This is a genomic window from Ornithinibacillus massiliensis, from assembly GCF_018310345.1.
GTDB classification, from domain to species: domain Bacteria; phylum Bacillota; class Bacilli; order Bacillales; family Amphibacillaceae; genus Ornithinibacillus; species Ornithinibacillus massiliensis.
Genome location: NZ_JAGXBY010000004.1, coordinates 232,166 through 256,857, shown reverse-complemented (window position 1 = coordinate 256,857; position 24,692 = coordinate 232,166). Strand labels below are relative to the sequence as shown.

General features: G+C 34.9%; 22 protein-coding genes, 1 pseudogene and 1 riboswitch. Of the genes and pseudogenes, 6 read left to right on the top strand and 17 right to left on the bottom strand.

Annotation, left to right across the window (positions count from 1 at the left end; translation table 11 throughout):
* Positions 1-146: 146 nt before the first annotated feature.
* The 7 genes from KGF86_RS13360 to KGF86_RS13335 all read right to left on the bottom strand — a co-directional run bounded on the left by KGF86_RS13360 (position 147) and on the right by KGF86_RS13335 (position 7,514).
* On the bottom strand, positions 147-1,487 hold the full coding sequence (locus KGF86_RS13360; protein WP_211742168.1) for a type IV secretory system conjugative DNA transfer family protein: 1,341 nt from the start codon (positions 1,485-1,487) through the stop codon (positions 147-149).
* On the bottom strand, positions 1,487-1,867 hold the full coding sequence (locus tag KGF86_RS13355) for a YdcP family protein (RefSeq protein ID WP_095312472.1): 381 nt from the start codon (positions 1,865-1,867) through the stop codon (positions 1,487-1,489). The genes KGF86_RS13360 and KGF86_RS13355 overlap by 1 nt, the downstream gene beginning before the upstream one ends.
* A gap of 12 nt (positions 1,868-1,879) precedes the next feature.
* A complete protein-coding gene (locus KGF86_RS13350) occupies positions 1,880-2,194 on the bottom strand; it encodes a YdcP family protein (RefSeq protein ID WP_095312475.1) in 315 nt (104 codons plus the stop codon).
* 101 nt (positions 2,195-2,295) lie between these two features.
* A complete protein-coding gene (locus tag KGF86_RS13345; RefSeq protein WP_211742167.1) occupies positions 2,296-2,481 on the bottom strand; it encodes a hypothetical protein in 186 nt (61 codons plus the stop codon).
* Between the two features lie 75 nt (positions 2,482-2,556).
* Positions 2,557-3,477: a DNA cytosine methyltransferase gene (locus KGF86_RS13340; protein ID WP_246521554.1), complete on the bottom strand. Its 921-nt coding sequence runs from the start codon at positions 3,475-3,477 to the stop codon at positions 2,557-2,559.
* 1 nt (position 3,478) lies between these two features.
* A complete protein-coding gene (locus KGF86_RS19690; RefSeq protein ID WP_246521552.1) occupies positions 3,479-3,646 on the bottom strand; it encodes a DNA cytosine methyltransferase in 168 nt (55 codons plus the stop codon).
* Between the two features lie 274 nt (positions 3,647-3,920).
* On the bottom strand, positions 3,921-7,514 hold the full coding sequence (locus tag KGF86_RS13335; protein ID WP_211742166.1) for a hypothetical protein: 3,594 nt from the start codon (positions 7,512-7,514) through the stop codon (positions 3,921-3,923).
* Positions 7,515-8,438: 924 nt separating this feature from the next.
* On the opposite strand from KGF86_RS13335, the gene KGF86_RS13330 reads away from it, so the two are divergent.
* Positions 8,439-9,101 (top strand): helix-hairpin-helix domain-containing protein, encoded by a 663-nt coding sequence (locus tag KGF86_RS13330; protein WP_186869049.1) that lies wholly within the window; start codon positions 8,439-8,441, stop codon positions 9,099-9,101.
* A 60-nt stretch (positions 9,102-9,161) separates the two neighbouring features.
* Here KGF86_RS13330 and KGF86_RS13325 read toward each other — a convergent pair whose 3' ends face one another.
* Positions 9,162-9,683 (bottom strand): GNAT family N-acetyltransferase, encoded by a 522-nt coding sequence (locus KGF86_RS13325; protein WP_186869048.1) that lies wholly within the window; start codon positions 9,681-9,683, stop codon positions 9,162-9,164.
* A 308-nt stretch (positions 9,684-9,991) separates the two neighbouring features.
* A riboswitch (purine riboswitch) is annotated at positions 9,992-10,092 on the top strand.
* Between the two features lie 139 nt (positions 10,093-10,231).
* Between KGF86_RS13325 and KGF86_RS13320 the strand changes: the two genes are divergently transcribed.
* Positions 10,232-11,521: an NCS2 family permease gene (locus KGF86_RS13320; protein WP_186869047.1), complete on the top strand. Its 1,290-nt coding sequence runs from the start codon at positions 10,232-10,234 to the stop codon at positions 11,519-11,521.
* 107 nt (positions 11,522-11,628) lie between these two features.
* On the opposite strand, the gene msrA is transcribed toward KGF86_RS13320, so the two are convergent.
* From msrA to KGF86_RS13305, 3 genes are all read right to left on the bottom strand, one after another.
* A complete protein-coding gene (gene msrA, locus KGF86_RS13315) occupies positions 11,629-12,153 on the bottom strand; it encodes a peptide-methionine (S)-S-oxide reductase MsrA (protein ID WP_186869046.1) in 525 nt (174 codons plus the stop codon).
* Positions 12,154-12,322: 169 nt separating this feature from the next.
* Positions 12,323-13,567: an alpha/beta hydrolase gene (locus tag KGF86_RS13310; RefSeq protein ID WP_211742165.1), complete on the bottom strand. Its 1,245-nt coding sequence runs from the start codon at positions 13,565-13,567 to the stop codon at positions 12,323-12,325.
* Positions 13,568-13,949: 382 nt separating this feature from the next.
* Positions 13,950-14,777 carry a MerR family transcriptional regulator gene (locus KGF86_RS13305; RefSeq protein WP_246521550.1) on the bottom strand — a complete coding sequence of 276 codons (828 nt, stop codon included), beginning with the start codon at positions 14,775-14,777 and terminating at the stop codon, positions 13,950-13,952.
* Positions 14,778-14,893: 116 nt separating this feature from the next.
* Between KGF86_RS13305 and norA the strand changes: the two genes are divergently transcribed.
* Positions 14,894-16,078 (top strand): multidrug efflux MFS transporter NorA, encoded by a 1,185-nt coding sequence (gene norA, locus KGF86_RS13300; RefSeq protein ID WP_211742164.1) that lies wholly within the window; start codon positions 14,894-14,896, stop codon positions 16,076-16,078.
* A 129-nt stretch (positions 16,079-16,207) separates the two neighbouring features.
* Here the strand turns inward: norA and KGF86_RS13295 are convergent, their stop codons facing one another.
* Positions 16,208-16,642 carry an Hsp20/alpha crystallin family protein gene (locus KGF86_RS13295; RefSeq protein WP_211742163.1) on the bottom strand — a complete coding sequence of 145 codons (435 nt, stop codon included), beginning with the start codon at positions 16,640-16,642 and terminating at the stop codon, positions 16,208-16,210.
* Positions 16,643-16,743: 101 nt separating this feature from the next.
* Here KGF86_RS13295 and KGF86_RS13290 point away from each other — a divergent pair, with 101 nt between their 5' ends.
* Positions 16,744-17,346, top strand: a complete 603-nt coding sequence (locus KGF86_RS13290) for a DUF2179 domain-containing protein (protein WP_186869042.1) — start codon at positions 16,744-16,746, stop codon at positions 17,344-17,346.
* 260 nt (positions 17,347-17,606) lie between these two features.
* On the opposite strand, the gene KGF86_RS13285 is transcribed toward KGF86_RS13290, so the two are convergent.
* On the bottom strand, positions 17,607-18,515 hold the full coding sequence (locus KGF86_RS13285; RefSeq protein WP_211742162.1) for a helix-turn-helix transcriptional regulator: 909 nt from the start codon (positions 18,513-18,515) through the stop codon (positions 17,607-17,609).
* A gap of 77 nt (positions 18,516-18,592) precedes the next feature.
* On the opposite strand from KGF86_RS13285, the gene KGF86_RS13280 reads away from it, so the two are divergent.
* Positions 18,593-19,048 carry a VOC family protein gene (locus KGF86_RS13280; RefSeq protein WP_211742161.1) on the top strand — a complete coding sequence of 152 codons (456 nt, stop codon included), beginning with the start codon at positions 18,593-18,595 and terminating at the stop codon, positions 19,046-19,048.
* Positions 19,049-19,171: 123 nt separating this feature from the next.
* Here KGF86_RS13280 and KGF86_RS13275 read toward each other — a convergent pair whose 3' ends face one another.
* The 3 genes from KGF86_RS13275 to KGF86_RS13265 all read right to left on the bottom strand — a co-directional run bounded on the left by KGF86_RS13275 (position 19,172) and on the right by KGF86_RS13265 (position 22,371).
* Positions 19,172-19,990, bottom strand: coding sequence for an SMI1/KNR4 family protein (locus KGF86_RS13275; RefSeq protein WP_211742160.1), 819 nt, complete (start codon positions 19,988-19,990; stop codon positions 19,172-19,174).
* 338 nt (positions 19,991-20,328) lie between these two features.
* On the bottom strand, positions 20,329-21,759 hold the full coding sequence (locus tag KGF86_RS13270; RefSeq protein WP_211742159.1) for a serine hydrolase domain-containing protein: 1,431 nt from the start codon (positions 21,757-21,759) through the stop codon (positions 20,329-20,331).
* Positions 21,760-21,798: 39 nt separating this feature from the next.
* Positions 21,799-22,371 carry a TetR/AcrR family transcriptional regulator gene (locus KGF86_RS13265; protein ID WP_186869036.1) on the bottom strand — a complete coding sequence of 191 codons (573 nt, stop codon included), beginning with the start codon at positions 22,369-22,371 and terminating at the stop codon, positions 21,799-21,801.
* Between the two features lie 246 nt (positions 22,372-22,617).
* Between KGF86_RS13265 and KGF86_RS13260 the strand changes: the two are divergent.
* Positions 22,618-23,090: pseudogene (locus KGF86_RS13260) on the top strand (GNAT family N-acetyltransferase).
* A 179-nt stretch (positions 23,091-23,269) separates the two neighbouring features.
* Here the strand turns inward: KGF86_RS13260 and KGF86_RS13255 are convergent.
* Entirely contained in the window at positions 23,270-24,691 is a 1,422-nt protein-coding gene (locus tag KGF86_RS13255) for an aminotransferase-like domain-containing protein (protein ID WP_211742157.1), read from the bottom strand.
* Position 24,692 lies beyond the last annotated feature (1 nt).

The following is a 24,692-nucleotide window of genomic DNA, read 5'->3' as shown; positions in this document are numbered from 1 at the left end:
CATCAGGTGTTATTGGCTTTTGGAACAGTTTCTTATTGTTTTTCTACCCCCCTGTTAGAATTGGGGGGTTAAGGCGTGGCTGTCGCCACGCAGGCTTAGCCCAGCACGTCGGCTTTCGCTTCGCACGCCGCCGCACTGGGCAGCCTTTATGACACTAACTTTCCAATTTCTTTTAGAAAATCATGTCCTTTGGGGACAAGAGGTGTGTAAAATTCAGAAATGACACCATCACCTTTATCGACATACCCGCGTCCTTTAATTTGTTTTAGGAAAAATTGTTTTTGGACATCCGATCCGAACATCATGCCATATCCTAGTTCGGACATTCTGCCTAAAGCAACGCGAAAATTAAATTGATCACGAATCCCATCGCCTAAATACTTTGCATCTGGCCGCTGACAGGCGAGAATAAGAAAGAAACCGGCTTGACGACCTAACATTACAATTTGTTTTAGTTTCGTTAATACAGCTGTACTTTCTTTAGAAGCAAGCATTTCCATAAAAGCTACGTATTCGTCAAACACTAGAAAATGGGGAGGCAAACCCAAGTAAGCATAATTTTCCCCTGTTTTATATCCTTGCATTTGTTTCATTTCTTCACTTCGAGCCATCATATCTTCATAAAATTGGTTAATACATGCCATCATGTCTTCTTTTTTATAATATACTCCAGGCATGACAGTAGTTAGATCGGCTAAATCTGCATTTTTCGGATCTAAAATATATAACTTCGCATTCGTTTTTAACAACGCTTCAATCAATGTAAGAATAAAATACGTTTTTCCGCCACCTGTTCCGCCAGCAATCAACATATGTGGCAGCTGATTGTATTCCCAATCCATTGATTTCATGAGCTTTAAACGACCGTTTTGCGCAATGACTTCATCAATCGAAATACGGTTCGAAATCATATCATAAAAAAGCACATACTCCACATAGGAATCATGTAATTCCTTTGTCACTAACTCACAATACAAGCCACTTTCTAACTTTTTTTCCAAATTTAAAAGTGGCTCTTGATATTTACCAAGTGTTATTTCTACTTGAATATGAATCATGCCTTTTTCATACCGATAATACATCTTTGGAAAATGAGTCATTTTTTCCTTCGCCTTACTAGATGGGATATCTTTGAAAAATCCTTCATTTATCACTTGTTTTGTTTCATACCACCGATTGTCTAAAATCATCTTTGCGAGCTTTTGACGATGCATCAACTGTTTTAGATGGTTATAACGATACCGATAATAAACAAATGCACAGATTGCCATCAATAGCAAACTAATAATTAGGGAACTGAATCCATACGTACTTATAAAGTGAGTTTGAAATGGATCAACTTCCCACGTTGTCGAAAGTAAAAACTTTATATGAAAAGGGATAAAGTAAACGAGCCATACACCAAACAACCCAAAAAAGATAAATTGAAAAAAGAGAGAGGCGTCACTCGGTCGAATTCGCTTCCCTCTTTTTTTGTAAAATTTCATTATTTATCTTTGGATGGAGTGGATTTTTGAGTGTTAGTGCCTGGCGACGCTGTTTTCCCTTTTAAAACCAAGTCATCTGCCTTGATATACCAATCCACATCCGCACCACGAAAAGTTGCATTTGCGACTGTATCTGCGACAGGATTAATCAGTTCCACTTCTGCATTATAATCAAAGTCTTTTAATGGAACGGATGCAGGAATACTTACTTGAATCATACGTCCTTGTTCACGAGACTTTAAATCATACGTGCGTTCTTTTACTTCTGTTGATACCGTTCCATCTTCATTTTGCAAAAACACTTCCCGACGTAATGACGAAAACTTTAATAATCCGAATGTCTTTTCTTTATCAATGACAATTCCTTCTGCTAACCTCATGTTTTTTCCTCCTTATGCTTTGACCATATCGTCAGCATGTAAAATGTATTTTGTAAAACCGCGATCACCAATTTTATAACCTTCTGCGGTAATTTTTGCATTGACCAATTTCACTTTTTCTTCATGTTCAAAAAATTTCTCTCCGGCTTCTTGAGGCAAGATTACCTCAATATCATCTGCACGTTGAATATCGGAGTACAAATTATAACTACGTGACAATGTTGTCATACGCCCATTAATACGGCGTTGTTCCACCTTACCTTCACCAGCATATTCTAAATTTCCAAACGTTTTTTCCATATTTGGAATGACATGTTTTAACTCCATTATATAGACCTCTCTTCTTGTTTTAATTTTTGTTATTTATTAGTAAGCAAGGGGAGAAGGGAGGGGAACGGGGAAAATACTCTTTCATTTGTCAATCACTCCTATGCTTCTTGTAGTCGATAATCCACACGTCCATAAATTACACACCAAAAAACAACCATCGTTTCTTCATTTTTATCACGTATCAATTTTCCATGAGGAAAAAACGGAAAGTCTTCAATCTCTATCTCATTTAAAACAAAATGATCTTCAATCCAATCCATTACTTTCGTTTCAATTTCTTCCATATAAATCACACCACCTTATTTTGGGCAATAAAAAAAGCATGACAGATAGAATTTGTCATACGTTAGTTTTATTATCTATAAAACTTCAGCAATACCAGCCATAATATATTCCGCACATGGTACAGCAATCGCATTTCCGATTGCCTTATATCTAGCATAATCACTAATCGCTTCACCTTTGTTCCCTAAGGCTGTCCAACCCTCTGGTAAACCCATTAAACGTTCGCATTCCAATGGAGTAAGCTGCCGAATATAGCCTTCATTTTCTTTCCCTTCGTACCAAAAAGAAAAGTTATTGACAGAGCCCGCTAACAAAGTAGGGAAGGGATCGTTTGTTTTTCCGAAACTTCCATGAAATCCTTTTTTGTTTCTTTCTTTAGCTGTGCTTCGCATGCGTCTTTCTTGAAAGGGGCGGACGATGGGTATTTTCCCCCCTGCTTTTTGAGAAGATATTCTACTGGTAATGGGGGAGGACAGCCTGCTTTCTCTGCAAGACGTAAAAATCGATTGCAAATCACGGGCTTTAAATAATATTTCTGTGGCACGTGATCCTCCAAAATCTGCCACGAGGAAGATACGTCTTCTTCTTTGAGCGAGTGTGGGCTTTCCCCAATATTGGGCATCCAACAATCGCCAAGCGATATCAACATCATTCCCTCGGACCATTCCAGCGTTTGCCCAGACTCCAGAATTAGGCATTGAAATTTCGGTATTTGCGAACGATTCAAGCACGGTCTTAAAATCCAACCTGTTATTTGATGAAAAAGCTCCCATGACGTTTTCCCAAACAGCGATAACTGGATATGTTCCATTCGTTGCACACCTCATTTCTTCTATAATTCGTATTGCATGATAAAATAAACTGGATTGACTTCCAGTAAGACCTTCTCGTTTACCAATATTGGATAGGTTCTGACAAGGTGAACCAAATGTAATGATATGAACAGGTGGAATTTCCCCACCATTTACTTTAGTAATATCTCCAAAATGAATCATGTTAGGAAAGTGGTTTTGTAATAGATATAGGTGCTTTTTCAATCTCACTTGCCCATGTTGGATCAATTCCAAAACGGGAAGCAGAGAGGGGGAAGACACCAATTCCATCAAAAAGACTACCAATTTTTAAGGGTGTACTATTTTCTTTATTAAACATATTGTTTTTCAATTATTTCACCTCCAATTTAACAACAAAAAAACACCAACTGATGGTGGGAACCATCCAAACGACGTTAAATGCAATTATTGAAATGATAAAAATGTAGGACGAATCTTTAAGTTTTTATCACTATTGATATTAAATTTTCCCATAAAAAAAGACGTCCAAATGAAATGAACGCCTCTACAGTAATAATGGCTGTAATTTATAGATTTTAACTAAATTTGAATAGTAGAGTTTTGGAAACCAGTAACTGAATTCGACAACTATTTGATTATTTTTGTTAGCTTTTAAAATATTCTACATAGGAATTAAACCAGTTATTGAATTTGCTCATGAGGGATGTATTTTGAGATTCCATAACCAACACACTCATTTTTTTTAGAGTGCTCATTTGTAATTTCCAAGCACTTTTGAGTTCAATTACTTGAATCAAAACATCTAGAAAACCGTCTGCATTTTTTTCAATTTCTAAAAAGTAATGACTTATCAGTATGCCCACACTACTCACTTGTAATCCAACTTCAATCTTCCAAACCACCTGAAGTGCTTCATCTTCACATAACAATATCCTTTTTTCATTGATTGCAGCTTGATTGCTGGATTCATCAAATTGAAGCAATTTGTTTACTTTATCATCAATCAAACCAACACTAGTCGATTTTAAAGAGCGTGAAGATAATACAACTTTACGATATATGTCTTTTAATTCTCTCTTTTGCTCTTCGGTCTTTTCATTCAAAACTAGATTATCCTCATCTACTAAATTCAACCTTCCAGCAGTTGTACTTTCGAGTTCTTTTGAGAATCTATTCTCTAGCCATGCTTTTTGTGTTTCCTCCAAAAATACATTTTGATATTCTTTTAAGATATCAAGTAGACTTAAACTCGCTAGAAAAGCTATAGAGGATACACTTATTTGATAGTTAGAATTCGAATTGTATTCAACTTCAGAGCCAACATAGTACTCTATATTTTTATCATTAAAAAAATCTAAATAAAATTCAAACATATCTTCCTTAGATATTATTTTGCTATAGATGGATGGGAAATGGAATTGCTTATAATAATCATGTATCTTGTTATACTGATCTGATGTATCGAATTTTTTCATAACTTCAATAAAGCTACTTAAATCATTATCTTTCAAATTTAATCTAATCGACGTAATTGGTTTACCACTGCCGATTTCACCACTCTCTCTCCCTAATGACTCATGAAAAACAAAAAGTGACAGCGGTTTTTCCTCAATAAGAGTGTACTCTCTATTTTCAAAATTCACGGAATCTCCAACTGAGATTCCTTGAACAATTAAACTGAAGTTAGAGTCTGTTTCTTGAAATTCAAGATTGTCGTAATTCTCAAGATTCCATCCTTTTGGTACTAAAACGAACTCTCGTAAATCTTCAGCTTCTTTGAATTTATACCATTTAAGTTGAATATTGTTGTATAAATCTAAGGAATTATTATTTTCAAATTTTTTTACGTTAGAGAAATGGGAGGTAATCAGAATATTATTCAATTCACTATTGTTGAATCTCTCTTTTAAGATATATTTCTCAATCATCTGAACACCTTGTGGCAAATCTATTCCATAATGTATTAGTGCAACAGCAGCATTTAATTTAAAATAAATGTTGTTGGATTCCATTCCTGTCTCAATTATCGATTCTATATCTTCTTTGTCATGGATATTAATTTTTGCTATCAAAACTTGATTCAAAAAATTGGAAGTCGTTCCAGTTGTGTTTTTGTATAATTGTAACGTTGCTCTGAATTGATTTAATCTATTAAGAGCTTCAGCTTTAATAGCAATTATTGATTCAGAAAGGTCAGAGTCTGAGTATTTACTTATAGCTACAAGAGACTCTGAATTTTTATTGTTTTGTAGATATAAAGTTGCTACTATTTCATCTGCCGATTGCTGATCAATTGCTGCAATAGCAGGATATAGTTGTTGAGCCAATCCTAGCTCGTTATTTCGAAGCAGAAATGCTTTGGCATCCTGTACTTTTTCTGAATCGGGATAGTCTGCAAATCTATCAACAATTAAGCCGAATGATTCGCCATATCTTTTATTCCCAAGGTGTTTTCGGCTGTTCTCCAATTCGAATAAAAGGGGTAATTCTAATCGGTACTTATCCATCAAGTTAGAAATAGTCGTATCAAAAGTATTTTCATCTACAACATAATAATTATTCGCAGCAACTAGATAAGATTGCGTTAAAAAACCAAATAAATGCTCATTGCCGCTAACTTTCAATGTTTCAAAAAGCTCGCTGATATAGTCAAGAGCAGTTCTATGTGCTGATTGTTTACTAAATAGTAATATTTTAAACATTATCACCTTAGCACTTATCTGTTTTTCGGACAGTTGATCAATGTAATTCAATGCATTATCAGTCTTATCCAACAAAAATAGCATTTTGATTTTCCACTCAATCAGATATTGAGTATCGTAGTCACTTCCTTTGTTCCTGAGCAGTTGATCTATCCTTTTCAAACCTTCTTTTGGCTCAAACAATATTTTTGATTCAAAGTGCAATCTTTCCAAAACAGGCACTTCAATATAATCGACCTTAGCTACTCTTTGACGAACCACTTCAATATCATCTAGTAAAAAAGCCAATTCATTATTAACTGCTTCTGTCCTATTCCGAAGGCCAAAGAATAAGTCATTTGCAATAAGAGCAAAGCGTGCATCTAATTCATCAAACTTGATTCCTATCATATATCGGCTTTGGTTCAATTGGCGCAATACTTCTATAGCTTCTTTGTAGCTACCTAATCGCAAAAGATATTGTCCATGCAAATACTGCCATTCTTCATCTTCAGCTGAATCACTTGATAATAATTCATAAAATTGGGATAGCTTATTATTCTCAAGATAATATGCAGCTAAATATTTTACTCTTTCATCATCGCTTAGAATACTTTTATTTATCAATGGAGCGATCTCATCAATATCATAATTTGATTCAATCAATATCTTGTCGTACTCTTTTTGCCATTCATTTGTAGAATCGCTAAATTCAGTGAGTACTGCTCGTGCTGAATCAAAATCTCTACTCATTGCTTTATATCTTGCCTTAATTAGCATTGCTAAATTTTTATTGTTCTCTGGCAGGAGATCTATTAAGTTTAACTTTTTAATCTTGGCATAAACACTTGAGAGTTTAAAAGTGTCTAGTATAAGGTTTTGAGATAATACCTTCAACATATTTTTTTTAAGTTTTATATTGAACTGTGAATTTGGATTCTTGTATTCATATTGTTCAATATTTTTAGAAGCACTTTCTACTACGCTTTTTTCAAAGCTATTAGAAAATTTTTCTACAGAAAAGCCATTCTTTAAAAATGCATCAACCTTAGCATCTTTAAAGCCATACACTTTTCGTTGGATAGCAATTTCTCGAAATTTTTCATCTAAATCCAGTTTAGGCGATAACTCATCCAATTCGATAAATCTTGTATTGTTGTCACTATCGTTCAAATCATTCAATATGTTCTCCAATAATTTCGCATCTAAGAATCCAAAGAATACTTTTGTTTCTTGGAAATTTTCTTTGAGTATTTCAACTAGAAATACCACAACACCATCTTCATATTGAAAATTTTTAAATGTATCTCTATCAAATTTATAAAATTTCGCAATTTTATCCGAAAAAGTGTCAACTACTTTCCCTTTTACCTGTACCGGTATACTACTTAAATAAGAGGATTTTGTAATCTGATCGTCTGAGAAAATAACCGCACTACCATCAAATGATATTCCTTTGTCTCCAGTTGTAACGTTAGGATCAATTTGTCTTGCTCTATCCAAAAATAATTCATTAATTACACTTGCCGCTTTTTTTTCTATTCTTGTATTATCCACTTATACTACCTCCATTCACTATCCTACATATTTTTTCAACATGTAGGCTGCTAGTTATTTTTACAGTTTTCCTAAAGAGTTTTATATGTCTATTGTACTATAAGCATATAAAAATAGGTTCTACTAGAACGACAAATAACTAGAAATGGAAAATAGGTGTAGGAACATGTGATCGATTAATCACAATAATATAGCCCACATAAATTAAAAAAACAATTTCCGCTTATACACTTTCTTGTCAACTATATTTTCCATCAATAACTTTGAACAAAAATAATGTCATCTTTCAGTTAGTTACTATTCAAATGACATGAAATATATTTTTTAAAGGTGAAATTGTTATCATATAGTATTCTAATATATTCATCTCCAATTCTTTCTATAAAAAAAGACGCTTCATTATGAAACGTCTCTTGTTTTAGACATCAAATAATTTAGTGATAACTCTAAATTGCGATTTGCATTTATTGCATTAAAATTGCATTATTTTAATTTTTTATATCAATTTATATGGATTGATACTTCTTTAAAACCCTTTAAAATCAATGATATTGCTCTATATCTAGCACCGTGAAAGTAGAGTGGGAATAATTAACTAATTGGTTTATAAATGGAAAAGCCTATTTTACAAGATTTGTTTGAAATACAAATCTGTAAAATAGGCTTTATTTTATTAGTATTTCCCCCTACTTTCCCACCAAAACGGTTTTTCTTGTCAATGTTTAATTAATAGACAGTAATTGTGATATAAACTTATAAAATTATAAATATGTAATAGATAACTTTAAACGCTTACGGTAGCAAAAATGCTAAAAAGCGTGTGGAGTAAAAGTGGGAATATTTTGTGATTAATAAGATATATTGATTTTACTGCGTATTTTTTGGATAATCAAGGAAATTATATGATTAATCAGGAGTGGGGAAATGAACTTATTTATTCTTTTGATTACGCTTATTATTCCTTTGTATGCAGTATTAAACCAAAAAAACTCAGTTGTGAAACAATGGATTCCCAAAAATGCTTGGTTACTTTCTTTTGTTCTTTTTGCCATGATATTATCAGGGTGTTCTGCTGCTTATCAACTGGAGGAGGCACAAGCAACAGTAGTTGAATTAGAAGGTGTTATAGATGAAAAGGACACATTAATAGCAGAATACGAGGAGCATATTCAAGAATTAAGTAAGGAGAAAGAGGATTTAGAGGAGCAATTAGTAAGTGCAGAAAGTGAACTAGATAAGCTTCAAGAGAAGTATGAAGATAAAATCGCAGATTTGCAGGATGAGATTTCATCATTAGAATCAAATTCTACAAAGACAGCCACTACTAAAAGTGCTGAGTCGACAACGGCTTCATCTAATTCGGACAGCTCATCAGATTCAAGCAATAGCTGTGGAGCAGGGACAGTTCATATCAATAGTGCATCAGAATCAGAATTACAAGCTATTTACCAGGTTGGTCCTGAACGAGCATCGCAAATTGTTAGTCTTCGTCCATTTTCATCATACAGTGACCTAAAACGAGTGAAAGGTATAGGTGATAAGCATGCCGAAGCAATTGAAAATCAAGGTATTATATGTTTTGATTAATTAATTTGAAATAGCAAATAGCCCATACCAATCAGGTTTGGGCTATTTATATTCTACCTATCAATCAAGTAAAAGCTGATATGCTTTACGCTCACCGTGTTCAACAGGAAAATAAATCATGCCACTATAATGAAATCCTGCATTTACAATCACTTTTTGCATAATTTCATTTTTTGGATATGTGTCAATACGTACATCTTTATATTCCATGTGACGAGAGAGTACAATTAAATCATGTAATAAGATTTTGGATAACCCTTTGCCACGGACATGTAAATCTACCGCTATTCTATGGATAACGATGTAAGAATCCTCTTGTCCTTTCCATGATCCTCCCGTCATATTTTCGTAAGGCGCTTCTGGACCTGGAACTAATGCGCCATATCCTGCTATCTTGTTATCGGAGATTAAGACATGTGCATATCCTTTTTCGATATCTTGCTTAATTAATTCAGGTGTCGGACCATCCCCATTTTGCCATTGTGGTAATCCTTGCTCCTTTAGATAGGCAATTCCATCATTTAGAATTGACATAATTGCTTCTAAGTCATGTATTGTTGCTTTTCGTGTATAGACTGGCATTGTTTAATCCTCCGATATTTTTAAAATGTGTTTTCTTATTATTACTGAGGTAATGCCGTTTAAACAAGTAAAATGCACTTCTAAAAGAGGATAGTTACTTATAATTGTTGAAAATGATGTTGCTATTATTTGAGGTGATAGTAAATCATTGATGGGTGAATTTAGATGTGAGGGGAGAGGGATTTCTTCCTTAAGTCTCGAAACCCTTTTGGGACGTGGGTGAAAAGGCGAACATTATTTTTATTATTTTTAAAAACGTTCGGGAATGGTTGACATTTAACTAGTAAAATAGTAACATATTATCTGAAACAAGGTAAAAGAATACTTTGCGTATAATTTAGGGGATATGGCCCAAAGTTTCTACCAGACCACCGTAAATGGTCTGACTACGCAGATTAGTAATATTTAGATGATAGTTTATTATTTACTAGAATCCAATTACTTTTCTCACGTAGTTTTTTGGTAGCAAGCTTAAGTCCCCAATTGGTGGATTTAAGCTTGCTTTTTTTTATTTGCATTCATTTTTAGTTATTTTAGGAGGAAAAGTAATGAAGAAGTTTTTTCAATTTGAACAATTAGGAACTAATCTCCGCACCGAATTTACTGCCGGATTAACAACGTTCTTAGCAATGGCATATATATTATTTGTTAACCCAGATATTTTAAAGGAAACAGGTATGGATCAAGGGGCGGTATTTACAGCAACAGCAATCGCTGCAGCAGTAGGTACGTTATTAATGGGTCTTATTGCGAAGTATCCTATCGCCCTAGCACCGGGAATGGGATTAAATGCATTCTTTGCATTTTCGGTTGTTATTGGAATGGGTATTCCTTGGGAAACAGCATTAGCTGGGGTATTAGCTTCTGGACTTATTTTTATTGTGCTAACATTAACTGGTCTTCGTGAAAAAGTAATTAACGCTATCCCTGCTGAATTGAAGAAAGCAGTAGGAGCAGGTATTGGATTATTTATTGCATTTGTTGGTCTTCAAAATGCTGAAATTATTGTAGGTGATCCAGATACGTTATTAGGCCTAGGGGATTTTACCAATCCGATGGTATTACTTGCTATATTTGGATTAGTAGTAACTGTAATTCTATTAGCGCTTAAATTAAAAGCAGGTATTTTTTATGGTATGATCATTACTACTATTGTTGGATTGATTTTCGGTTTGTCTGAGTTCAATGGTATTGTTGGAAGTGTACCAAGTCTTGAACCTACGTTCGGGCAAGCATTTGCACACTTTGGTGACATTTTCACTATCCAAATGCTAGTTGTCATTCTTACTTTCTTATTTGTCGATTTCTTTGATACGGCAGGAACTTTAGTTGCGGTATCAACACAAGCAGGATTAATGAAGGATAATAAATTACCGCGTGCTGGTAAGGCGTTGTTTGCTGACTCAGCAGCGACAGTTGTTGGTGCAGCAGTAGGTACGTCAACTACTACTTCCTTCGTCGAATCTTCTTCAGGTGTTGGAGTTGGTGGACGTTCTGGATTTACTTCGGTCGTGACGGCAGGATTTTTCCTATTAGCGTTATTCTTCTCGCCACTATTAAGTATTGTGACATCAGCAGTTACAGCACCAGCATTGATTATTGTTGGGGTATTGATGGCAACAGCGTTAAAGGATATCGATTGGAATAACTTCGCAATCGCTGTTCCAGCCTTCTTAACCGTTATTATGATGCCATTAACATACAGTATTGCTACTGGTATTGCAATTGGATTTATTTTCTATCCAATCACAATGCTTGTTTCTGGAAAGGCGAAACAAATCCATCCAGTTATGTATGTACTGTTTGTCATCTTTGTTGCATACTTTATTTTCTTGTAGGAGTTAACTTAAACCAATTATAAATTACTGGTCGTCGATTAATGGGCGGCCAGTTTTTTATCTATTAAAATAGAAAAAGCACCCGTCATGACGGATGCTAATTAATCTTACTTCCAATTCTCTTCGATAAACTCATCACGGCCTGATTTGGCCCGATCTTCTTTATATTCTTTTTCGCTTTTTTTATAGAAATCTTGATGATAATCTTCCGCTGGATAGAATGTAACAGCTGGTAGAATCTCTGTTACAATTGGCTTTTGGAATCGGCCACTTTCCGCTAATGCTTGTTTAGAAGCTTCTGCTTGTGCTTTCTGCTCTTCATCATGATAGAAGATAGCAGTGCGATATTGTTCTCCACGATCTTGGAACTGACCACCGGCATCGGTTGGATCAATTTGGCGCCAGTAAACCTCTAATATTTCATTATAGGAAATAATACTTGGATCAAACGTAATTTCAACCGCTTCGTAATGACCAGTAGTACCCGTCTTTACTTCCTCATACGTTGGGTTTTCTACATGGCCACCAGTATAACCAGAAACAACAGCATGCACTCCGTCCCACTGATCGAAAGGTTTTACCATACACCAGAAGCAGCCGCCAGCAAATGTTGCTTTCTTTAATGTTGTCATATTATATATCCCCCACATTGTGCTATAGACGATGTAGACAGGCTACATCATATTGAACTAAGAATAAGATTATATAAAACTATATCATATCTAGGAAAACTATCCTAAAGAAAAATTCCAGAAATTAATATGGCAATAAAATATTAGAGGTATTATGGAGATACCCATCTTAATTAGAAACATTAAGATGGGTATTAAAGAATTCTAAAGTAATATTATTTATTGTGTTGTGTAGTTCTTTGGTAGATAGGTTTCCTGTCATACCTATCCATTTTGTAACTGGTGAAAGTAGAGGGAAATCACTAAAGTCTAGATGAAGCGCATCTTTAAATGGAATTACGTTGTCAGAGCCGCTAATTGACTCTATTCTTCGATAAAATTCAGCTAAATAGTCCTCATCATCGATGTAATCTGCAGTTAGGGAATCGTCACCTATTAGAGTTAAAAATGGTTGTTTAACCCCTAACTCATGTGCGTCTCCGTAGGGAAACCCATCCATATTTATTCCTGCATGGAATCGGTTATCCACTGCTAAAGTATGACTAGCAGTAGCTCCGCCAAATGAATGGCCCAAGTATCCAACTTTACTTAAATCGATTTGCCCTTTGGCTTGTTCTAACCAGACTTCATCATGAATTTCTCCATCATTAACATTTTCCACCCAGTTGAGAACACTTTGCGCATCTTTACTCCATTCATATAAATAATCATTTAAAAGGTCATCATCACCAGTAAATTCAATATCAGCTAATCCAGGTCGGTCTCCATTGGAGAAAACAGTTCCTGGAGAAAAATAAGTATGGTCTATTCCTACAACTATGTATCCTTGACTGGCAAGCTCTAACACTTGGAAATGGTTCTGGCTTCGGTTACTACCAAATCCGTGAGAGAAAAAGATAATGGGATATGGATTTTCTTGATTTAACAGAGTGGCATGATTATAAGCTGGAACCTTTTGTTTGACGAAAGATTGTAAGAGAAAACCTGGTATTCCATTTAATTCGGCGAATTCTTCCATGAATAGGGAAGGGTGTTCATGGTACTTTGCTTTAGGTGAATGTTTAACATCTTCTGTCGGATACCATAATTGGACCATAATTCTTCTCGGTTCGTCTCCTTCTGCCCATTGGTCAACACGGCTATTATCCACAACCTCAAACGTCTTTGTTCCCACCTGATATGGTCCGGTTGGTTCTTTTACCGTGAACCAAGGAAATAAATATCCGGGCAGAGCAAGGGCGAATAGAAGGAAGACGGTAATTAAAGTTCTTTTGGCTACCGTTTGTTTCTTTGTTCTTGAAACGTTGAATGTTAATCGGAATGTAAGAAAAAGTGTAATTAAATACAGTAGTACCATTGGCAGGCGCCATCCGTTTACCCAAACTTGTGTTAATAGGAGTATCCATTGTGCCATAACTAGCAGCAATAAAAGGTTTTTTTTCTTGCCCCAGAGAATAACAGTAAGTACAACGGAAATGGAATACAATATTTCTAATACATTCACCGATACCACTTTCCTTCCTTAAGCTTCATTAATTTAAACAGACTACATCAGTTAGGGTTAGATAACCTTCAATAATATAATATCATAAGATTTTGACTTATTTGGAATTATTTAAGTGTAATGTTTATTTATTACAATTCACTCTATTCAAAAGCACCAGGCATTATGCTATTTGGAGAGAGCTTTTAAAATCAAAGTGAATTCCTAACTATTCAATTAAGATTTAAATCGGTTTTGGATTTAATATGAAAAGGTTAGAAGGAATTCTATGTAACTATAGTTATAGTGGAAATCAATCCTTCTTATAAACATGTAGCATAATTTTAGTGACGTATTCTTCCTCGTTATTTTTTACAATGGAATCATATACGAATTCTTCAAAAACATATTCTCCCAAGACTAGATTTAATCTGTCCATTTCTTTAAAGAATCGTTTATAGGTTTGGTTAACAGTTGCGACTCCCCCGATATGATAGCCACTTAAGAAATATCCCTTAACTGCTTGAAAGTACGGATAACCTTGCTTTGGTGTGGGTTGCTCCATATACAAATAACTATAATTTGTATATTCCCCTTTTAAAATATGCTCTCTTTTCGTAATAACCCCAATTGGATATCCTGAATCTAGTTTGGATATGTATAACTCGTCAATAAAATCGGAAACGACCTTAACAAATTCATCATTTGAGATGTTTTCAATATTTCTACTTAAATAAAGTGTCGCTTCTGGCAATTGTGTTAACGTGATTTGATCAAAATCGGTCTGGGCGGCATCTTCCATTAATTCTATTTTTGCATCGATTAGCTTCTCCTTCATTTCTATTTCTTGGCGTTTGATGACGATTTCTTCTTTCTTTTGATGCATTAGTTCTAAAAATCTCTCTGGAGATTTATTATTCATGTAGTGTTGAATGTCTTTCAAGGACATGTCTAGATCCTTTAACAAATCAATCACATTAAAGAGCTCTATTTGATGAATAGAATAAAAACGATATCCTTTTTCGTTTTTAATAATGGGTGATAGCAGGCCAATTTGATCGTAGTAAAACAGGGTTTGCTTGTTTACTTTACAAAGCTGGGCAAACTCACCGGAAGTTAAATATTTCTCTTTTTTGCTCAATTTGATCATCTCCATCTTGACTATATAGTTACTATATACATTAGGATAATAAGTTGTAAATAGAAAATTATCTATATGTTTATGAATATAAAGTAAAGGTTAGGGAGAATGAGAATATGCGTACAAATAAAGTCACCTTATGGTTATTACTACTGAACTTATTTATTGCCTTTTTAGGAATTGGTTTGGTTATTCCGGTATTACCGACATTAATGAATGAACTAGGTATTACGGGAAAGACAGTAGGCTATTTAACTGCAGCATTTGCGATTGCCCAATTAATCGCTTCACCATTAGCAGGTAAGGCTGTCGATAAGTTTGGCAGAAAGATAATGATTGTTATTGGGTTATTTATTTTTGGTTTTTCGGAATTTTTATTTGGTATTGGGAAAGAAATCGAAACCTTATTCATATCGCGTATTCTAGGTGGTATTAGTGCGGCGTTTATTATGCCAGCTGTTACAGCCTTTATCGTTGATATCACGACGAGGGAAACTCGTCCTAAAGCGCTGGGATATATGTCTGCTGCAATTAGTACTGGATTTATTATTGGTCCTGGGATCGGTGGTTTCCTTGCAGACTTCGGAACTCGAGTACCGTTTTTCTTTGCTGGTGGGCTAGGTAGCTTTGCAGCTATTCTATCGATTATCTTATTAACTGAGCCTGAACGTGCAGCAGAACATGAGGATGAGGAACAGGATGCGCAACAAAAAGTTGGCTTCAAGCGATTGTTTGTGCCAATGTATTTGATTTCGTTTGTACTAATTTTTATTACCTCGTTCGGACTTGCAGCTTTCGAGTCATTTTTTAGCTTATTTGTCGATCATAAGTTTCAATTCACGCCAACAGATATTGCGATTGTCATCACCGGTGGAGCAATATTTGGTGCTATCTCCCAAGTCTTATTATTTGATAGGCTTACCAAGTTATTAGGGGAAATTAGGTTAATTCAATATAGTTTATTATTATCAGCAGTACTCGTTTATATGATGACGGTTGTCCAATCATATCTATCTATATTACTCGTAACCTTTATTGTATTTGTAGGGTTTGATTTATTCCGTCCAGCGATTACTTCCTACCTTTCTAATATAGCTGGTAGGGAGCAGGGATTTGTTGGGGGAATGAACTCCATGTTTACAAGCTTAGGAAACATATTTGGTCCAATAGTGGGTGGCGTGTTATTTGATATAGATATTAATTATCCATACTTCTTTGCTACAGCAATAATAGCTATGGGAATCATATTATCGCTGTTTTGGAAACAACCTGCTAAGAAAGTAGTTACGGAAGCTGGTTAATTAAACAGTAATCTATACCTAAGTAACTGAAATATGGTATTTGGCTATATAAAAGCTCCGGAATAAATATCGCCGGAGCTTTTATTGTGTAGATTAGAATACCATTCAGGTAATTTTCTGTTCTTATCATTAGTTTTCCTCTAATAACTCAACCTTAACACGATTCTTCTTACTAGAATCAGAAATTAACCGATGCAATTGAATATATAGTAATCCATTATGATAGGTTGCTTTGATTTTATCCGAGCGAACTGGGAATGGTAAGGAAAGCTTGCGGTCGAACACACCTTGTAATATCTCCTCTTTCACTACTGTACCGGCACTAAAACCGATATCTATCGTTCCACGTAAATCTAACGTTGTATGGTCTACATAAATATCTACTTTATCCAAATCCGTTAATCCTGGTATGCTTGCAATACATAATATTTCATTGTCCGTTTGGTAAATATTGATTTGGGGAATGGTTGGTTTAAGGATCCCTTCAAACTGATTCCAAAATTGCTCGCCAAAGAAGTGATCTAAATTCCGTTTCCAATCAGACATTTGCTGAAATGGATCCATGACAACACCTCATTTTTTGCAGTATGATAGTTATACTATATGCAAAGTCTAAAAAATGGGTGTATGCCCTTAGGAGTTTAAGAAAATAGGAGGTTATGTTATTGCTGGAAAATGCTCTAATCATGGTTGCTATCATTCTGATTATTAATATCGTGTATGTTTCCATGTTTACCATTCGTATGATTTTAACATTAAAAGGACGCCGCTATGTGGCAGGCTTTGTTAGTATGTTTGAAATTGTTGTCTACATATTTGGGCTAGGTCTTGTATTAGATAATTTGAACGAGATACAAAACGTACTAGCTTATGCTCTTGGTTATGGAATCGGGGTAGTTGTTGGTTCCATTATTGAAGAAAAGCTTGCACTTGGATATATTACTGTAAATGTTATCTCTGGTAATCCTGATTTAAACTTTACCCGTAGATTAAGGGAAAAGGGGTATGGTGTAACCAGTTGGTCTGCTTATGGAATGGATGGAGACCGGCTATCTATGCAAATATTAACACCAAGAAAATACGAACTACGATTATATGAAGAAATTAAAACCATAGATCCGAAAGCCTTTATCATTTCCTATGAACCGAAGCAAATTCATGGCGGATTCTGGGTAAAACAAGTTCGAAAAGGACGTTTACTCAATCCGAAGAAAAAAACGAATCCTGAAATTGAGAATACAACAAAAAGTTTTGATGAGATGTCTTAAGGAACTAATGGGAAGAATATTGTTAACATGGTGATAAGGCATAGCGAAGGTGGGAAAGGAATGGATTACTTATTATTTCGTGATCGAGTTTTTCAATTCAGATCCTTGTTTTAGTAAAGATATAGTGTCCAGTAACATGATAGTTGATAAATCTCAATTTGAAAGATAAATAATACTTTTCACCCTCTGTTCTAAAATAGGAACAGAGGTTTTTTTATGATATCCATCGTATACTAAATCAAAGCTAAACACTGAAAATTCTATTTGTAGAGCTTCACTGCTTGCTCCAGAAAGAATAAATATTTTGTGATAAAATTTTTTGGCTTTAAAATTTTAACTTTATTACCGAAGCCAGCTAAAAATTGGTAGGAAAATTGATTCTCTGGCAATTCAATTGTCACATGGTAGGTTCTTGGAGTCACTTTTGTAACGGAATTTTTTCCGTATCTCTCAATAAATTGATCTCTTACAGCAACATCTATCGATAGTTGTACAGTAACCAAACTTTGTTGTTCATTATGTTGTTTTTTTTCTTCAGATATCTTATCGGATCTTGGGGTAAAAAAGCCGTCTTTTTGGATATTTGTTATCCTCGTCAGTTTAAACATTCGATAGTCCTTCCGTTCTAAACTATAACCAAAAAGATACCAATGCATCTCTCTCAAATGTACCTTATAGGGTTCTACGAATCTGTACGATTTGTTTCCTACTTGATCCACATATTCAAATTTTAATAACCAATTGTTCTCAATTGCTTGCCTAATAAATAAAACTTCTTCGTTGATTTGGCTTCTTCCCGGCCAATCATAGAAAGTTAAATCAAGTGGTGGAGAAATATCTGCGCTGGTCATTCCTCTGATTTTTTGAATAGTCGTATGAATCTCTTGATTGGTAATCAGTCCCTCTAAGCCGCCTAAAGCTATAAGTATATTTTCAATATCCATGTGATTTAGTAATCGCTTATCGAATTTATACTCTTCCATTAGCGCATATCCCCCTTCAGGACCATATTCCGCATAAATGGGGATGTTTGCATAACTTAATGCTTCCATATCACGTTGAATCGTTCGTCTAGTTACATTAAAAAGTCGACTGAATTCAGATGCCGAAACAACTTCTTTTTGTAACAAGATCATCACTATCGAGATAAGTCGCTCAATTTTTTTCATATTGTCCTCCCATATACGACATACAGTTGTCGCCTATGGCCTATTATACTACAAATATGAAAAGGAGGAATTAAGTTATGAAAGCAATATCTTATCTACAATTTGATGGAAGAGCAGAAGAAGCGTTAGCCTTTTATGAAAACGCATTACAAGCTACAAATGTAAAAATGGTGAGATTTGGTGCTTTTGGTCAAGATCCAAATGCCCCATTAACAGAAGAAGAACAAAACATGATTATGGAATCTCGAATTGAGTTTTTAGGGAATATTATGATGATTTCTGATGTTCCGCCTTTTATGCAAGCTGGGATAGGCGAAATCACAAAAGGGAATACCGTCTTAATCAGTATTATTGATGGTGATCCAGAAATGAATAAACGATTTTTTGAAGGGCTTTCAGAAGGTGGTACTGTGATCATGCCGATATCTTCTACGCCATGGTCAGCAAGTTTTGGAATGCTAGTTGATAAGTTTGGGGTAATGTGGAAATTTAATGGTGAGGCGAGTAAATTTCTAGATAGTTTCGTAAGTTAAATTTGTATTATAAAAGTTGTGGTTTAACTACTCTGCTACGGTGGATTGAATATCTACCGTAGCACAATACAGGGAAATGCCTACCCTTTATTCTCTTTACCATCAACTAACTTTTGTAGCTTTTTAGCATACCTTTGGAATTACTGGATCAGAGTGTTTTACTAATTGCTCAATTACACGCCTTACTAATTTCTTGTTTTCAGAACTCTCCGTGTCGTATTTTGACTCAATAAACTTATACAAGACTTCCGCAACAACATGAGGTGCAAAATCTGCCTTCTTCGAATGAACTAACTGCTCCATATTCGTAAGTAACCAGGTTGAATCATCATCATGACGGAAAAAATATTCCAATGCTTCTTGTATTATCCCTACTTTGTCCGTTTTGAAGAATTTTTCTGCTTCCTCATAAGTATAGCTGTCGTAGAATTTATCAAGCTCTGTTAAGTCATTTGATCCATCATCTTCATCTTCATATAACTTGTTTAGAAGTTCGTCAAAGTTGGCGGCGATGACATCCTCGAATTCCATCTCCGCATCAATTAAGATTATAGGAGGGCTCGTTTTGGTTTGACGATAATCAAATGCAATAAATATTTCTCCACCATTGCTACTTAGAATAACAATATCTTTTGGAAGCTCCCACTCTTTGATGAGATAAATTGATTCTAAAACACCTTCACTTTTCCTAGTACTGATACCATGCAGGAAATCAATGGTTAAGTCAGCATTTTCCTCTGGGTTCTCTTCATCAATATCTTGTTCGTAGACATACGGATAGCGATTACATTTCAACTCTCCTCCATTCTTCTCTCTAAGTAGATTTATATAAGAAACCGGGAATGTGACTCCCAACTTTCTTTCTACTTTATCTATGGTTTTGTCATCAAGTGGATCCAACTCATAATCATCAAGAACGTGGTTTGCCCAAATGTCAGCCATGGATTATACACCTCTCACTCCAATTTTTATAGAATATCATAGAATCTGGAAATTTTATTAATATTTTACTCTTTTACCATACCACCATTTAATTAAAGAGGTATAGGTCTTTTAAGTTATTTCATCGACAAGAATCGACTAACTATGTATCTAATAAATATAACGTACTAAAGTAGTCCTTAATTCAGTTATGATTCCTTCCGTTCATTAGAATATAGAAGGGATCATTTTATTAGGGAGTGGATTTACAGGAAATATAACACAAAAAATTAGCTGGTTTAAATCAGGTGCAATACCGAACTTGAACCAGCCAAGCACTTTAGAGTGCACCAACGTGATTAAGTCTCTTTTCTATTCTTGAAGTTCTTTCGTTTAGCGAAAATAATGAAGAAAATGAAAATCCCGTAAGCTCCCAATACTCCTGTCAGGCAGCTTGTAAGAAACTGGAGGTCTGGAGCAAATAGTCCAAAAGTCCGCCAGGATATTCCCATACTGAAAGAGATAATTGGAATGAGAGCAACAGCGAGTAAAATGGAAAGAATACCAGAAAATATCCAAACTTTTTTATTTATAACTTTTCTACGATTTAAGCGAATTAAACTTATAGAAATAAAAACAATTAAAAGTAATACGATACCGAGCAGAATCCATTGGGTGCTGACACTTAATTGAGTTAACTCTGGGTTTTCCCCATTGATAATGGATCGGATTCCCTCCATCATACTTAAATAAGCGACCGCTTCTAGTTCATGGTACTTATTGGTTAAAAGAACAGCACCTAGCTCCTCTTCAGGAATTAAGAATATCTCGGATCTATAATCTGTTGTTGCCCCAGTATGATAAGGATATTTATTCCCGCTTCTAGGAAAATGCCAGCCTAAACCATATCGTTGGCCACTTTCTGGTGGTGATTGTAATTCGGCTAAACTTCTTTCATTTAATAATTCACCACCCTGTAACATGAATTCAATAAACTTAATAAGGTCACTTGAAGTTGACGTCATATAGCCGTATGGTGCTCCCGAATGATCATACAACCCATCCCCTTTAACTGGTTGACCAAACCATGATTGGTAGCCCGGTACTAAACCTTTGTCTATCGCACTTTCATAGTCTGCAGTTGTGTTTTCCATATCCAGTGGTGCAAAAATATTGTCATTAATATAGGTAGAGAATGCTTGATTAGAAACCGCTTCAATAATAGCCCCTAATAGTAGATAATTGGCTGAGTTATATTCATATACCTTTCCGGGACTTTGACGTAATTCTACGCCACTTAGTTCTTCAACGGCTTGTGTGATGCCAGAATTTTCATCACGATTCTCTTGATCTGTTACTTTCAGCCCCTCATAGGTACTTATCCCACTGGTTTGTTCCAATAAATGACGTACCCTTATTGATTTATTACTATCGGTTTTATAGGTAAACCACGGGATGTACGTGTCGATTGGTTCATCTAGTATAATTTCCCCTTCTTCTACTAACTCCATTATTGCAAGTGATGTTAAAGGCTTACTTATTGAACCTATTAGAAAAGTTGTGTCTTCGCTAACTGGGGAACCGTCACTCATTGTCCCCCAGCTATCTTGAAAAATGATATTCCCTTTATGTACGACTGCCAGTGTGGCGCCAGGTATATTATATTCCTCCAGCGCTTTTTCCATAAAAGATTGGATTTGGTTAGTGGTAGTGATCTTTTTATCTGCAAATGAATGGAACGGGGTGATAATAATCATTAAAGTAAATAACATTCCAACTATTTTTCTCATTTGGTTTCTCCCTTGTACCCTTAATATGTATTAAACACTTTAGTCAGAATTCGAATTGTTTATATAAATCTCTACTAATTCGGTTAAAAGTTTATATGAATGATCTATATCAAATTTATCATTCACTATTTTTTGTAATGCCAGGCCATCAAAACAAGCCAATAATATACTTGCAAGTGCCGTCGCATCACGGGAACTTTTCACCATCTGTTGCAAAGGATTAGAAAGACTCTCTCTTCCATTGTCGAGTATAGACTCCACTTGCTTTTCGAGATCACCGCCTTTGTCCTTTATCCCTAAAGAATATATTTCATATCTCCAACGGTACCAATCTGGATCCTTTTCCACCCTTGTTTTTATTTCATGTAGAACCTCTAGCGGGCTAATTGATTCTCCTGTATGTCCGTCGTATAGCTTTTGGTACTGGGTTTGTACTTCCTCTTGTACAGAATGTAATAGCTCCTCTTTATTCTTAAAATAATAATGAACTAGTCCAGGTGTTATACTTGCTTCATTTGCAATATCTTTTATCGAAGCGTTGAGATATCCCTTTTCAACAAATACATTGTAGGCAGCATCAATTAATTGCTTTCTTTTATCCTGTTTACTCATTTCGATACCCCTTCATTTAGTTGGTTGACCAACCAAATTATATGAAACATATTTCACTGTGTCAACTAGCGTAGGGTATATTAATAACTCATGAATTTTCTAAATATCGAAGATTGTTGTAGAGTTGAAGAAGATCGGGGGGGGGGAAGTGAGCTATATGGAGTATAAAATTAGATTAGCGAATGAAAACGACTTATCGGGCTTATGTCAAATTAGAAATATACACAATAAGAAAGGATGTCAGTAATGGAAATACGCAATTGAAAAGTTCTGATTATTACATTATCTCACCTTTGATTAATGAATGGTGGGATGGTAGGAAAATGTCCGATATGTTGCCAAAATTGTTCTTTGACCATTTTAATAATACAAGTTTTATTGCTGAAAAAGATGGTCAAATTATTGGCTTTTTAATTGGTTTTTTATCTCAATCTAATACAGATGTTGCATACATACATTTTGTTGGTGTTAATCCTGATTACCGTAAAAATTATATTGGAAAGCAACTTTATAATGAATTTTTCAATGCGGTAAAAAAGAATAATCGAAATGTTGTTCGTGCTGTAACTTCACCAGTAAATAAGGTTTCAATCACTTATCACACCAAGATGGGATTTGATATTGAAAATGGTGATAAAGAAGTGGAAGGAGTACCTGTATTTTCTGATTATGATGGATCAAATCAAGATAGGGTGTTGTTGGTTAAGAGGGTAGATTAAAACCCGATTCTTGTTTTACTAATGGGTGCATTACTTTAAGAAGGAAAGATCCACCCGTTATTCAACTATTGGGGCGGGATTGTTGAAGTTATAAGATAGACCAATGACTCAATTATAATAATGAGGAATTGGTCTATTATATGAATTTCTTAACGTGTCAATATTTATTTTCCTACTGGTTATTGCTGGATTAGTTCTAATAAAATATTTAATCCCTCATTTAATTCTTCAAAAGACGCATAGGCATAGGAAAGACGAATATGATGTAAATCTCTCGTTTCATAGATATAACCTGGGTTGATTAAAACATTTTTCTTAATTAATTTTAAAAATAACGCCTTATTTACAACAGGTTTATGAAATCTGAGCCATATATAGAAACCGCCCTCAGACTTTTTCCAAGTTGCAATTTTTTTGAATCGCTGTTCCAATATTTCTTCTACAAAACTTGCCCTAGTTTTCAATTGTTTACGGAGTTTAATTAAGTGCTTTTCATATAGACCAGATGATATCCCGTGTGCAACAATTTCTTGAGAAAAGGCACTTGAGCCGTAATCCGTCTGCATTTTGATATCAGCTAATCTCCTGATTACAGGTGTAGGTGCAACAACCCAACCAATTCGCAATCCAGGACTTAGCGTTTTGGATACACTTCCAATATAAAGAACTTGCCCCGATATATCAAACGACTTTATAGCAGGCGGGGGAGATTCAAATAACAGTTCGTGATACACATCATCTTCAATAATTGGAATATTTAGCTCTTTAAACACATTGTAAAAGTATTTTCTTTCCTCTATGGACCAATTATACCCTGTTGGATTGTGTAATGTAGGTACACAGTAAAATAAAGATTGTCTGTTTCTTTTAAGTGTCCTTAAGGTATCTGCTAAATGTTTATCCCGTGAAATTGAAATCATTTGCATTCCAGAAGATTGAAAAGGGTGGACAGAATTTAAGTACGAAGGTAGTTCTTGAAAGACAATGGAACCTTCTTCTAATAATCCAACTGCAATTAATTGAAGTGCTTGCAATGCACCAGAAACAATTAAAATATTTTCTGGATTAGTTTGAATACCTCGCTTTTTTAAATAATTGCATAAAATTCTCCGGAGTTTTCCACTTCCTTGTGGCGATGAGTAGCCAATTTCCTTTGAATCAAGGGATATTTTTTTTAATGACTGTTCAATTTGCTTCGTTGGTAGTAATTCCGGTGATAATTCTCCTGTTCCAAGACGGATGATTTGGTCCATTTGCTCATATTCGTTGATGAGTTGAATCGTATGATAGTTTGGTTTATGGATACTTGATTCAATGTGTTGCTGCCAATTCGGTTGAGAACGGTTCAAAAGAGCATTCCATGAATTATTAGCTACATATACCCCTGAACCCATTTTTGATTCAAGAAAACCATCTGCCTTTAATTCATCAATCGCAAGTTGCACAGTACTTCGATTCACATTAAATTCCATTGCTAGTTGACGCTGTGTTGGAATCTTTGTACCAACACTCCAATCACCTTGTTCAATACGAGATTTAATCCAATCAACAATTTGCTCTTGAATAGTCAAATGAGAATGACGATTTGGTTTCCAATCCATC

What these genes read in the sequence shown, in the direction of transcription:
- KGF86_RS13360 (WP_211742168.1), bottom strand. Translation starts at nt 1,487, where the DNA reads ATGAAATTTTACAAAAAAAGAGGGAAGCGAATTCGACCGAGTGACGCC.
- KGF86_RS13355 (WP_095312472.1), bottom strand. Translation starts at nt 1,867, where the DNA reads ATGAGGTTAGCAGAAGGAATTGTCATTGATAAAGAAAAGACATTCGGA.
- KGF86_RS13350 (WP_095312475.1), bottom strand. Translation starts at nt 2,194, where the DNA reads ATGGAGTTAAAACATGTCATTCCAAATATGGAAAAAACGTTTGGAAAT.
- KGF86_RS13345 (WP_211742167.1), bottom strand. Translation starts at nt 2,481, where the DNA reads ATGGAAGAAATTGAAACGAAAGTAATGGATTGGATTGAAGATCATTTT.
- KGF86_RS13340 (WP_246521554.1), bottom strand. Translation starts at nt 3,477, where the DNA reads ATGATTCATTTTGGAGATATTACTAAAGTAAATGGTGGGGAAATTCCA.
- KGF86_RS13330 (WP_186869049.1), top strand. Translation starts at nt 8,439, where the DNA reads ATGAACTTATTTATTCTTTTGATTACGCTTATTATTCCTTTGTATGCA.
- KGF86_RS13325 (WP_186869048.1), bottom strand. Translation starts at nt 9,683, where the DNA reads ATGCCAGTCTATACACGAAAAGCAACAATACATGACTTAGAAGCAATT.
- KGF86_RS13320 (WP_186869047.1), top strand. Translation starts at nt 10,232, where the DNA reads ATGAAGAAGTTTTTTCAATTTGAACAATTAGGAACTAATCTCCGCACC.
- msrA (WP_186869046.1), bottom strand. Translation starts at nt 12,153, where the DNA reads ATGACAACATTAAAGAAAGCAACATTTGCTGGCGGCTGCTTCTGGTGT.
- KGF86_RS13310 (WP_211742165.1), bottom strand. Translation starts at nt 13,567, where the DNA reads ATGGCACAATGGATACTCCTATTAACACAAGTTTGGGTAAACGGATGG.
- norA (WP_211742164.1), top strand. Translation starts at nt 14,894, where the DNA reads ATGCGTACAAATAAAGTCACCTTATGGTTATTACTACTGAACTTATTT.
- KGF86_RS13295 (WP_211742163.1), bottom strand. Translation starts at nt 16,642, where the DNA reads ATGGATCCATTTCAGCAAATGTCTGATTGGAAACGGAATTTAGATCAC.
- KGF86_RS13285 (WP_211742162.1), bottom strand. Translation starts at nt 18,515, where the DNA reads ATGAAAAAAATTGAGCGACTTATCTCGATAGTGATGATCTTGTTACAA.
- KGF86_RS13280 (WP_211742161.1), top strand. Translation starts at nt 18,593, where the DNA reads ATGAAAGCAATATCTTATCTACAATTTGATGGAAGAGCAGAAGAAGCG.
- KGF86_RS13275 (WP_211742160.1), bottom strand. Translation starts at nt 19,990, where the DNA reads ATGGCTGACATTTGGGCAAACCACGTTCTTGATGATTATGAGTTGGAT.
- KGF86_RS13270 (WP_211742159.1), bottom strand. Translation starts at nt 21,759, where the DNA reads ATGAGAAAAATAGTTGGAATGTTATTTACTTTAATGATTATTATCACC.
- KGF86_RS13265 (WP_186869036.1), bottom strand. Translation starts at nt 22,371, where the DNA reads ATGAGTAAACAGGATAAAAGAAAGCAATTAATTGATGCTGCCTACAAT.
- KGF86_RS13255 (WP_211742157.1), bottom strand. Translation starts at nt 24,691, where the DNA reads ATGGATTGGAAACCAAATCGTCATTCTCATTTGACTATTCAAGAGCAA.